Raw genomic sequence first — 11,057 nt, 5'->3', positions numbered from 1 at the left:
GGGCGGACGGCCGCGGCCGTGTCCGACGGCGACGGCGACACGCTCGGCGTGACCCCGGGCGACGGCGTCGCCGACGGGGAGGGGCTGGCGGCAGGGGCGGCGGGCACGGCCACCGTCCCGCCGTACGTGAAGGTCACCTCGACCGCCGAGCCGCCGGTCAGGCTGTTGGTCAGCTACCAGACCAGCCCGGCGTCGACCGAGGCGTCGATCACGCCCGGGGTGAAGACCTTGTCGCCGTTCCAGTCGCCGACCAGCGGCACCGTGTACACCGCGCCGAAGCCGATGTGCACCTGCGTCGGCCCGCCCGTGGTCACGTTGCTCAGGTAGTAGTCGTGGCGCTCGCCGTCCATGTCGACGGTGCCGGGGGTGAAGGTGCGGTTGCCGTCCCAGTCGCCGACGATCGGCGTCTTGGCGGCGTCGCCGTACTCGAACTCCACCTCGGTCAACGGCTTTTCGAACGTGTTGGTGAGTTTCCACTTGTGCAGCTTGCCGGCGCTGTCCACCGTGCCGGGCGTGAACGTGCCGTTGCCGTCCCAGTCGCCGACCACCGGGATGTCCTCGATGTCGCCGAAGCCGGTGTGGATGTCGGCGGGCCCGCTGCGGAAGCCGTTGGCCAGGTAGAAGTCCCGGCGCTTGCCCTCGGCGTCCACCGTGCCCGGGGTGTAGGTGCCGTTGCCGTCCCAGTCGCCGACGAGAGGAGTCTTCTCCGCGTCGCCGTAGGTGAAGTCGAGCGCTGGGTCTCCGGTGCCGTCGAGGGTGTTGGACAGCCGCCAGCGCCACGTGTCGCCCTCGGCGCTGACCAGGCCCGGCGTCATGGTGCCGTTGCCGTCCCAGTCGCCGACGACGGGCCGGGGCAGTGGCCCGGCCGGGTTGGCGGCCAGCGCGTTGAGGTCGGCCATGGTGCCGTTGAAGACGTTCTGGTCACCGGGCAGCTTGCCGTGGTTGGCGTACTGCCACAGCGTCCACCGGTCCCAGCCGGCGGGCAGCCCGCGCACCTTGTCGGTGTAGCTGGAGACGAACAGGTAGTGGTCGCCGAAGTCGGCGTTCTTCCCGGTGCACGGGTTCCACCAGTTCGGATTCGTGTAGATCATCGTGGCGCTGCCGGTGCGCTCGCGTACCCGCTGGGTGAAGTCGCGGATGAAGCGGACCAGCTCGCTCTTGGACTTGCCCCAGCACGGCCCCGGCGCGACGAGCTTGCCGCCCAGCTTGTACGGCCACTCGATGTCCAGCATCGGCGGCAGCGAGCGCCCGTCGTTGCGGTACTGCGCCCGGTCGAGGAAGAAGTCGGCCTGGGTGCGCCCGTTGGTCTTGTCCGGCCGGGCGAAGTGGTACGCCCCGAAGAGGATGCCGTTCTTGCGCGCGCCGCTGTAGTTGTCCTTGAACGAGGCGTCGACGTAGTGCACGCCCTCGGTCGCCTTGGCGTAGACGAACTTAGCGCCCTTGTCGGCGACCTTGTCCCAGTTGATCGTCCCCTGGTGGTGCGACACGTCGATGCCGGTCACGGGGTAGCCGCCGGGCGCGGCCGCCAGCACCCGGGCCGCCGCGGGCGGGACCAGCTCCGCCGGGGTGCCCGCGCCCGCCCAGCCGTCGGTGACCGGTCTGCCGTCCGGCCCGAGTGGATCACCGGGCGGCGCGGCCCCGGCCGGCAGCGCGGTCAGGGACAGGAACAGCCCGGCCGCGACCAGGACGGCGCGGCGGGCTGCGGCGGTGCGGTGACGGTTCACGGCTCTCCTCAGTGCAGAACGGTGGGCTGGTCCAGCAGGGGCGCGCCGGGTGGCGGAGCGAGTTCGGCCGCGGCGCTCGCCGACGGCTCCGGCGATGCCCCGGCCTGCCCGCCCGGTGCGGGGGAGACCGCACCCGGGCCGGCGGCTGTCGGGTCGGCCGGGCTGGGCGCGGGGCCTGTGGGCAGGGGCGAGCCGGTCGGTCGCGGGCTCGGCAGGGGGAAGCCGGGCAGACCCGCGACCGGCGGGGCGGTGCCGGGTGACGGGGAGCCGGGCACGGCCGGCGGCAGGCTCTCGCTGGGCCATGGCCTGGGTACGACGCTCGGCGAAGGGGCCGGACCGACGGGGTCGACCGGGGCCGCCGGGGCTCCGGCGTACGCGAAGACGGTGTCGGCGATGCCGCTGGCCAGTGCGTTGGACAGCTGCCACTCGTGCCCCGCGCCCGGGTCGGCGACACCGGGCGTGACGAACCCGTCGCCGTCCCAGTCGCCGGTCACCGGCAGCTGGACCACCTCGCCGAACGACACCTCGGTGTCGGTCGCCGGGTCGTCGAGGCTGTTGGTGAACTCCCAGTTCCGGTGCTCGCCGGCGGCGTCGACGACGCCGGGCGTGCTCACCCGGTCGCCGTTCCAGTCGCCGACGACCGGCACCTTGTCCACGTCGCCGAACCCGACGTGCACGTCGTGGTCGCCGCCGGTCAGGCTGTTGGCGAGGTACCAGTCGCGCACGTCGCCCTCGGCGTCGACCACGCCGGGCGTGAAGGTGCCGTTGCCGTCCCAGTCGCCGACGACCGGCGCCTTCTCCACGTCGCCGTAGCCGACCCGCACGTCCGGTTCGCCGCCGCGCAGCGAGTTGGACAGGTACCAGTCGTGGTGGTCGCCGGTCAGGTCGACGGTGCCGGGGGTCCACCGGCCGTCGCCGTCCCAGTCGCCGACGATGGGCAGCTTGCGTACGTCGCCGAAGAGGAAGTCGGCGTCGGTCGTCGCGCCCCGCGGGTCGTCGGACAGCCGCCAGCGCCACGTCTCGCCCTCCGGCCGGGCGGCCCCGGCGGTGACCCGGCCGTCGCCGTCCCAGTCACCGGCCACCGGATACCAGACCGCCTCGTTCTCGATGACGTTGCGGTAGCGGTACGACCGGTACCTGTCCTCGTCGTAGCCCGAGTCCGACCAGGTGCGGTGCTTGACCGAAGGCGGCGTCTGCTCGTACATGACGAAGTCGCCGCCGGGCTCGTCGACCCAGCGCTCGAACAGCACCACGTGCGAGCCGTCCCTCGGCCGGGACTTGTTGTGGTAGAGCAGCATGTCGCCGGGGCGCATGTCGTCGAAGTCGACGCGCTCGCCGACCTGGTGCAGGTCGCCGGTCCAGTGGTTGCGGCCCAGTTCCCAGGCCATCGAGACGTATCCGGAGCAGTCGGTGCGCCATCCCTTGCGGAACTTCAGCTGGCTGTAGCCGACCTGCGCGTCGGCCCAGATCGCGGCGCGGGCCAGGATCTGCATGCGGGTGATCGGGCGGCCGAGCCCGCGGGCCGGGCCGGCCAGGCCGTCGGGCTGCAGCGGCAGGCCCTGCGCGTCGACGCCCTGCGGACGCAGCATGTCGGGGTCGTCGGCGCCGTCGGGCACCGCCGCCGCGGGTGCGGCCAGCGCGAGTGCGGCGACTGCCGTGAGCAGGCCGACGGCGGCCCGGTGCAGCGGACCCCGGTGGCGTGGCGCGCCCCGCTCCCGTACACATCTGCCGGTGGACGCGCCCCCGTGCTCCGCGCATGATCCGCAATCCCGCATGCCGTGTCAACGAGCGGTGCCGGACGGCCGTTGCGCCTGCTCCGGCGTGCCGTGGCGCGATCTTCCAGGGGTGTCCGGCGTTTCGCTTCGCAGGGCCGCGGGCATGCGTACAGCGGAGTGAGAGGAGGGCGATCATGCCGCAGCAGGCCTGGAGCGCCAAGCGTGAACGCCAGTATGAGCACATCAAGGCCAGCGCCGAGGAGCGCGGCAAGTCCGAGGACGTCGCCGAGGAGATCGCCGCGCGCACCGTCAACAAGGAGCGGGCGCGCGCCGGTGAGGCCAAGCAGGCCAGCGCGCTGTCGAAGAAGGACATCTCCTCCGGTCGGCGCGGCGGGCTGCGGTCGCACCGCGGCGAGGGCGGCCGCACCCGCGACCAGCTCTACGAGGAGGCGAAGAAGAAGAACGTCAAGGGCCGCTCGACCATGACCAAGGCCGAGCTGCAGCGCGCCGTCGACCGCTGAGGGCCGGTAACTCGCTCAGGACGAGGGCGGGGTGATCACGGCGTGGGTGTGCAGCGCGTCGAGCACCTCGTCCTGGGCGTACTCGCCTTCGGGCAGCGTGTCGATGGACAGGTGCACGTCCGAGGGCATGTCCTCGGCCATCGCGCGGCGGCGCAGCTCGGCGACGCTGAGCCGCTCCTCCCCGATGAACAGCGTGTCCAGCAGCGTCTCCAACATCTCGCCGGACGTTTGCTCGGTCATCGCCCCGCCTCCTCCCGTGTGCGATCCGGCGGCAGTCCTCCCCAGTGTCCGCCTCGTCGCACCGCCGCGAGGCCCATCCGCCTGGACAAATCGGGTGAAGACGTTTCAGTTCCCCGGCCCGCGGGAATCGCTGCGGTATGACGCACACACCGTATGGCAGCAGGCAAGCCGTCGACCCGATCGAGGACGACCTCGACGCGCGGACCTGGGACACGCCGGGCCGCGACGGCATCGTGGGCGACGACGAGCGTGACCCCGATCGTCGCGAACTGCGCGCCGACATCGGCCGGCACGTGTCGCTGGCGACCTTCCCCGCCACCGCCGAGCAGCTGGTCGAGCTGGCGCGCCGTGGGGACGCCCCCGACGAGGTGCTCGACGAGCTGGGCACGCTGGAGCCGCAGCGCAGCTTCGCCAACGCCCGGGAGCTGTGGCAGGCCCTCGACCTGGAGGTCGAGGTCCGCTTCTGAGGCAGGACCGCGCGGCCCGAACGCCCGCGCGGACGCGCTCCGGCGTGATGAGGTCATGACATGGCCGAGGAGAACGGCACGGGGCTGGTGCCCGGGATCGACGATCCCGGGCCGATCGGCGCGGTGCGCGAGGGTATGCACGTCGTCGACAGCACCGGGGCCGAGCTGGGCACCGTGCAGGACGTCAAGATCGGTGACGGGGCCGCGATCACCGCGGACGGCCAGCGCATGAGCGAATCGGTGAGCCTGTTCGGGCGGATCGTGCAGGAGGCGGCCGGCCCGGAGCCGGACGTCGAGCAGGAGCTCGCCGAGCTGCTGCTGCGCGAGGGCTACGTGAAGATCAAGAGTCGGATGCCGCTGCGGCGCGCGCATTACGCCGGCGCCGCCCAGATCGCCGGTGTGCGCGACGGGGTGGTGACCCTGAACGTGCCGGCCGACCACCTCGCCGCCGAGGTGTGAGCCGGTCCGGCCCGCGGCCCGCGGGCGGGCGTCGATCGAAGGGAGTCGGTTCGAGTGGACAGGATCGCCGCGAAGTTCGTGCACGGCGCCGCCGAGGTGACCCGGGAGATCGAGGTGGACTCGGCCGTCGATCCGCCGGAGACGTACTCGATCTGGCTGCCGGTCGGGCTGGAGCCGGGCCGGGACCGCTGGGCCGAGGACGACCCGTGGGAGGCCGTGTACGTGCGCGAGGCCAACCCCGCCGGCGAACCGGCCTGGATCTACCGGTTCCGGGCGCTGGTCGACCCGGAGGAATGACCGGTCACGGCCTGGTCCGGGCCAGCAGCTCCACGGCGGCGACGACCTCGGCCGGGTCGATCTCGCCCAGGCAGGGGTGACCGGGCTGCGCGCAGGTGAGCGCGCGCGTGTCCCGGCATGGCGCGTCGGGGTCGCCCAGCCGTACGTGCGGGACGCCGTGCGGACCCCACCGGGCGAACGGCACCGTCGGCGCGAACATGCTCACCACCGGGGTGCCGACCGCCGCGGCCAGGTGCGCCGGGCCGGTGTTGCCCACGACCAGGCACGCCGAGCCCGCCAGCAGCCGGCCGAGTGCGGCCAGGTCGGTCTGCCCGCCCAGGTCGCCCGCCACGTCGCCGGCGACCTCCGCGGTCAGGTCGGTCTCGTCGGGCCCGCCGGTGACCAGCACCTCCCGGCCGGAGCGCGCCAGTTCCCGGACGATCTCGACGGCGACCTTGCGCGGCAGCCCGCGGGCCGAGGCGCTCGCACCGGGGTGCACGACGACCCGGCCGGTGCGGGTCCCTTTCGCCGCCAGCACGGTACGCAGCCGGCCGTCGTCGGCGGCGGGCAGCGGATAACCGGCCGCGGCGGCCAGCGACAGGGCCCGGTGCGCCTCGGGCAGGTCGTCGGGGGCTCGATGACGCACGTCGAGCAGCGAACCGGGGTAGTCCTCGCAGATCGCGCTGATCCGGCCGACTCCGGCCAGCCGCAGCAGGAGCGCGGTGGGCAGCGGCGACTGGGCCGAGGAGGTGAAGATGACGGCCTCGTCGATTTGCCAGCAGCGCACCGTGTCGATGAGGCCGTCGACGGCCGACCGGTCGACCGGGGCCGGGTCGCGCTCGGCCCACGGGGTGCACCACTCCAGGACCCGGGTCACGCCGGGCAGCAGCCGTCCCGCCGGCACGCCGGGTGGGCCGGTGAGCAGCGAGACCGTACGGGCCCGCGCGGCCAGCGCCCGTAGCGCGGGGCCGGTGAGCAGCACGTCTCCGGCCGAACCGGCGCGCACCGCGAGCACGTTGCCGGGCTCGTCGGCTCCCGGCGGGCCGGGCCGCAGCAGCTGCCGCCGGGCGAGGATCCACTCGGCCGCGGCGAGCAGGCTCGGCGCGCGGTACGGGGCCGCGGCGGCTTCGGCGACGCAGGTCTGCCCGGTGGGCACCAGCAGGCCGGTCGCCCCGGCCGCGGCGGCTGCCTGCAGGTCGGTGCCCAGGTCGCCGACCATGACGCAGCGGTGCGGGCTGATCCCGAGGCCGTGGGCGGCGGCGGTGATCAGGCCGGGTGCCGGCTTGCGGCAGGCGCACCCGTCGGCGGGGGTGTGCCAGCAGGTCTGCCAGGTGTCGAACGGGCCCAGCAGCGCTTCGATGCGGGCGTCGACCGCCTCGGCCTGCGCCCGGGAGACGAAGCCGAACCCGACGGCGGACTGGTGCGACACGACGCCGATCCGCAGGCCGGCGTCGCGCAGCAGGTCCAGCGCGGCGCGTACGCCGGGCATCGGCACGACCAGGTCGGGATCGCTGATCCGGGGCACCTCGCGGATCAGGGTGTTGTCGCGGTCGAACAGGACCGCGTCGAACATTCCGGTGAAGCCGCCGTCGATCTCAGCTCTGCGCACCCCGCGGCCTTACCCTGTCCGGCTTACCCCAAACATCCAGCAGCGTGGTTTCCATCATGTATGCCGTAACCATCCTTTTCTCAGGATGGAGACACTGGTCTAGCAGCCTAGGATGATCTAGCGATGGTGATCGCGCACATGACGGCCCATGTGCGCAGGGGGATTGCCTGGTCGAGGGCCGCGGTCAGGCGTTGATGCCGAGGCGGACCGTGCAGCCTTCGGGCGTCGCGTCGACGGTCAGGTCGTCGCTCATCTGGCGGGCCAGCCACAGGCCCATGCCGCCCGCGCCGACCGCCCGGTCCGTCGGCACGTAGCCGCTGTACGCGCTGAAGCAGTGCCCGCCGTCGGACACCGAGCACAGCGCCCGCCCGCCGGCGGACCACAGCCGCACCCGCACCGGGGGCGCGCCGTGCAGGATCGCGTTGGTGGCGACCTCGCTGACCGCCAGCACGAAACCCTGCACCGCGTACGCGGACATGCCGTCGCCGAGCAGCGCCTGCTCCACCGCCGACCGCAGCGCCGCCAGGTCGTGCGGCTCGGCGACGTCCAGCCGGGGCGGGCCGTCCTCCAGCGGGTCGCGCCAGCGCATGCTGGCGTCGCCGAGCAGGGTCGCCGCGTCGACGTAACCGGTGCTGGGCACCCGGCCGCCGTCGGCGAGCAGGTGGGAGTGGCTGCTCTCGCCGGCGCGCAGGATCTCCGGCGGGACCCGGCGGCGGTCGTACAGGCACAGGTTCCAGACCGGGTAGTCGGCCAGGGCCTGCCCCAGCGCGGCGTCGAACCGCGCCCACTCCCACTGCCCGCTGGGCCGGGACCCGAAGTCGATCTCCGTAATCACGCGGATGCGGCCGTTGCCGCGCTGCCGCTCGCGCTCGGCGAGGTCGCGGTAGGCGGTCAGGGCCGCCACGGTGCCGCCGTACACGTCCTCGCGGCGCAGTTCGGCGACCTGGTGATCACCGAGCGCGGCGCGCAGCCGGGCCGCGTTGTCGGGGCGGCAGATCAGCACCACGCTGTCCCCGGCGGACGCGCCCTCGCGCAGGTAGGGCACGACCGCGTCGAGCAGCTGGTCGTCGTCCTGGTACTGCAGGGCGTCGTGACGGCTGACCGCGTCGGAGTGCCCTGCGAGCGCCGTTGCGTCCACCGTGGTCCTTCCCGAGCCCGTGCCGCGCTCGTCGCCTTGCTCCGCCGAGCCGGACGTTAATGCTATTCCCCTGCGACGGCGGGCCTGGACGCCACCGTCGCGGCGGTGCGGGAGTGCTGTGCACACCTGCGGAAACGACGCGTTCTCAGCGCTCCGCGTCGTTGCGTACCGCCATGATGGCCATGTCGTCGCGGGGTGGATCGACCGAGAAGTCCACCGCCGCGGTGCGCAGCCGGGCGGCGATGACGTCGGCGGGATGCCCGGCCAGGTAGGTGAGTCGCTGCGCGAGCCGCTGGGTGCCGAAGAACTCGTGGCCGTTGCGGCGTTCGGTGACGCCGTCGGTGAAGAACACCAGGGTCTCGCCGGGTTTCAGCACGAGCCGGGCCGGTGGGCAGGTCACCGGGGAGACCAGGCCGAGCGCGGTGCCCCAGCGGCCGGCCGAGGAGACGCGGCCGTCGGCGTGCAGCACCAGCGGCCGGTCGTGGCCGGCCAGGTGCAGCGAGACCTCGACGTCGGAGCCGCCGCTGCGGGTGTCGAAGGCGGCCAGGGCCAGCGTGCAGTAGCGCTCGGAGCGTTCGCTGAGGGTCTCGTTGAGGGTGGCGAGCACGGACTGCAGCGGTCGGCCGTCCTTGACCAGGACCCGGATGACCTCGCGGATGAGTCCGGTGACCGCGGCGGCGTGCACGCCCTTGCCGGACACGTCGCCGACCATCACCAGCCAACGGCCGTCGGGCATCGCCATGATGTCGTACAGGTCGCCGCCGACCTCCACGCCGCGGCCCGCGGGCACGTACTCCGCGCCGATGCCCAGGCCCTGGATGGTCGGCAGTTTCGCGGGCAGCAGCGCCTGCTGGAGGGTGTGCGAGACGGTCTGGCGCTCCTCGTGGATGCGGGCGTTGTCCATGGCCAGCGCGCAGCGCCGGGCGACCTCCTCGGCGACGGGGATCTCGTCGGGGTCGCGCGGGGAGTCGGTGTCGCGGCCGATGCTGAGCACGCCGAGCCACTCGCCGCGGGCGAACAGCGGCACGGCGATTCCGGACAGGGCGGTCGGCAGGGGGACGTTCTTGCCGGCCAGCAGCGCGTCGGCGACCGGAGGCGCGAGCAGCGAGCGGGTGAGGTCGTCGCTGACGGCGTCGAGCCAGGGGCTCAGGGCCTCGTCGGCGTGGGCGGCGGCGGCGGGTTCGAGGCGGCGGCCGGGGGTGGCGCGGTGCAGAGTGCACCAGGTGCCCAGGCGGGGCACGACGAGGCGGGGGATCAGCGCCAGGGTGAGGGTGAGGTCGAGGGACTGGGCGAGCAGTTCGCTGACCTCGGCGAGGAAGGCCAGGGAGGTCTGCCGGCGGCGGTCGCTGTCGCGCAGGCGCTGGTGTTCGAGGGTCATGCCGAGCCGCTGTACGGCCAGGCGGGTGAGGGTTTGCGCCTGCGGGGTGTCGGGCGCGTCCAGGCGCAGCTCGGCCGACCAGGGCAGGCTCACCGGCACGCTGATCCGGCGCGCGGCGGAGGCCGGCTGCAGCCGCTTGCCCTGGGCGGCCAGCAGTTGCGCGCCGGCTCCGTCGCCGCGGTCGAGCCAGACGGCGCTGCCGGTGGCGGCGGTGTGCTCGGCGAGGGTACGCAGCAGGTCGCCGGCGAAGCCGTGGGCGGTGCCCGTCTCGTCGGCGGTGGTGGCCACGCCGAGCAGGGCATCGACGGCGGTCAGCGGCCCGGTGGGGTGGCGGGGGGACTGCTCCTGGTCCGGAGCGCGGTTCGGCACCCTTGTAGTGTCCGCCGTTCGGCGTCGGGTTTCCAGCGCGGGGCCTGCTGCCGCGTGCCGCTGGCTCGCATCCGGGGGCGGTACGGACGATGATGAAGCGTGCGCCGCGACGGTGTGGCGCGGCGATGGGCCATAGGGCGAGAGTCGGCCATCGAGGGGAGTGGGTCCTGGTGACGGCGAATCGGACGACCGCACAGCGCGCGCGGGTGGATGACGACGACGCGCGGTGGCACGAGGTCGCGGCGGCGCTGCGGGCGGTGCGCAACGGTGACTTCAAGGTGCGGCTGTCGCGGGGCGCCGGCATCGCCGGGGAGGTCGCCGACGCCTTCAACGAGGTCGTGACGATGCAGGAGCAGCGCAACCGCGAGTTCCTGCGCATCTCCCGGGTCGTCGGCCGGGAGGGCCGGGTCACCGAGCGCCTGGACGAGGAGGCGTACGAGGGGGCGTGGGCGGACGGCGTACGCGCGGTCAACAGCCTGATGGACGACCTGGGCCGGCCGACCGCCGAGATCGCGCGGGTGATCGTGGCCGTCGCCGAGGGCGACCTGAGCCAGCACATGACCCTCGACATCGACGGGCGGCCGCTGCGGGGCGAGTTCCTCACCATCGGCCGGACCGTGAACCGGATGGTCGACCAGCTGTCGTCGTTCGCCGACGAGGTGACGCGTGTGGCGCGTGAGGTCGGCACGGAGGGCAAGCTCGGCGGCCAGGCCGACGTGCGGGGCGTGTCGGGCACCTGGCGTGACCTGACCGACAACGTGAACTTCATGGCGTCGAACCTGACCGCGCAGGTGCGGTCGATCTCGCAGGTGACGACGGCGATCGCGCAGGGCGACCTGTCGCAGAAGATCGCCATCTCGGCGCAGGGCGAGGTGGCCGACCTCGCCGATACGATCAACTCGCTGACGGACACGCTGCGGGTGTTCGCCGAGCAGGTGACGCGGGTGGCGCGCGAGGTCGGCACGGAGGGCAAGCTCGGCGGCCAGGCCGAGGTGCCGAACGTGGCCGGCACCTGGAAGGACCTCACCGACGCGGTGAACTACATGGCGTCGAACCTGACCGCGCAGGTCCGCAACATCGCGCAGGTCGCGACGGCGGTGGCGCGGGGTGACCTGTCGCAGAAGATCGCGGTGGCGGCGCAGGGCGAGATCCTGGAGCTCA

General features: G+C 73.5%; 11 protein-coding genes. 5 read left to right on the top strand and 6 right to left on the bottom strand.

The window, feature by feature from the left end:
- Window positions 1-173: 173 nt before the first annotated feature.
- On the bottom strand, window positions 174-1,724 hold the full coding sequence (locus ACFQO7_RS29365) for a GH25 family lysozyme (RefSeq protein ID WP_376809402.1): 1,551 nt from the start codon (window positions 1,722-1,724) through the stop codon (window positions 174-176).
- Window positions 1,725-1,732: 8 nt separating this feature from the next.
- The gene (locus tag ACFQO7_RS29360; RefSeq protein WP_376809401.1) at window positions 1,733-3,499 is read right to left on the bottom strand and encodes an NlpC/P60 family protein; all 1,767 of its coding nucleotides are present in this window, start codon (window positions 3,497-3,499) and stop codon (window positions 1,733-1,735) included.
- A gap of 134 nt (window positions 3,500-3,633) precedes the next feature.
- Between ACFQO7_RS29360 and ACFQO7_RS29355 the strand changes: the two genes are divergently transcribed.
- On the top strand, window positions 3,634-3,960 hold the full coding sequence (locus ACFQO7_RS29355; RefSeq protein ID WP_360541308.1) for a plasmid stabilization protein: 327 nt from the start codon (window positions 3,634-3,636) through the stop codon (window positions 3,958-3,960).
- Window positions 3,961-3,975: 15 nt separating this feature from the next.
- Here ACFQO7_RS29355 and ACFQO7_RS29350 read toward each other — a convergent pair whose 3' ends face one another.
- Window positions 3,976-4,200 (bottom strand): hypothetical protein, encoded by a 225-nt coding sequence (locus ACFQO7_RS29350; protein ID WP_203699217.1) that lies wholly within the window; start codon window positions 4,198-4,200, stop codon window positions 3,976-3,978.
- A gap of 137 nt (window positions 4,201-4,337) precedes the next feature.
- On the opposite strand from ACFQO7_RS29350, the gene ACFQO7_RS29345 reads away from it, so the two are divergent.
- The 3 genes from ACFQO7_RS29345 to ACFQO7_RS29335 are packed head-to-tail and all read left to right on the top strand — an operon-like array spanning window position 4,338 to window position 5,423.
- Entirely contained in the window at window positions 4,338-4,667 is a 330-nt protein-coding gene (locus ACFQO7_RS29345) for a DUF2795 domain-containing protein (RefSeq protein WP_376809400.1), read from the top strand.
- Between the two features lie 60 nt (window positions 4,668-4,727).
- Entirely contained in the window at window positions 4,728-5,126 is a 399-nt protein-coding gene (locus ACFQO7_RS29340) for a hypothetical protein (protein ID WP_376809399.1), read from the top strand.
- A 54-nt stretch (window positions 5,127-5,180) separates the two neighbouring features.
- Window positions 5,181-5,423 carry a hypothetical protein gene (locus ACFQO7_RS29335; RefSeq protein WP_376809398.1) on the top strand — a complete coding sequence of 81 codons (243 nt, stop codon included), beginning with the start codon at window positions 5,181-5,183 and terminating at the stop codon, window positions 5,421-5,423.
- Between the two features lie 4 nt (window positions 5,424-5,427).
- Here the strand turns inward: ACFQO7_RS29335 and ACFQO7_RS29330 are convergent, their stop codons facing one another.
- From ACFQO7_RS29330 to ACFQO7_RS29320, 3 genes are all read right to left on the bottom strand, one after another.
- Window positions 5,428-7,011, bottom strand: a complete 1,584-nt coding sequence (locus ACFQO7_RS29330; protein ID WP_376809397.1) for an HAD-IIIA family hydrolase — start codon at window positions 7,009-7,011, stop codon at window positions 5,428-5,430.
- Window positions 7,012-7,195: 184 nt separating this feature from the next.
- Window positions 7,196-8,149 (bottom strand): anti-sigma factor RsbA family regulatory protein, encoded by a 954-nt coding sequence (locus ACFQO7_RS29325; protein ID WP_376809396.1) that lies wholly within the window; start codon window positions 8,147-8,149, stop codon window positions 7,196-7,198.
- 145 nt (window positions 8,150-8,294) lie between these two features.
- Window positions 8,295-9,896, bottom strand: a complete 1,602-nt coding sequence (locus tag ACFQO7_RS29320; RefSeq protein WP_376809395.1) for a PP2C family protein-serine/threonine phosphatase — start codon at window positions 9,894-9,896, stop codon at window positions 8,295-8,297.
- 125 nt (window positions 9,897-10,021) lie between these two features.
- Here ACFQO7_RS29320 and ACFQO7_RS29315 point away from each other — a divergent pair.
- A partial coding sequence (locus ACFQO7_RS29315; RefSeq protein ID WP_376809394.1) for a HAMP domain-containing protein occupies window positions 10,022-11,057 on the top strand: 1,036 nt, incomplete at its 3' end.

It is taken from the genome of Catellatospora aurea (genome assembly GCF_042663325.1).
GTDB classification, from domain to species: Bacteria; Actinomycetota; Actinomycetes; order Mycobacteriales; family Micromonosporaceae; genus Catellatospora; species Catellatospora aurea.
This window is presented reverse-complemented; position numbering and strand designations above follow the sequence as displayed.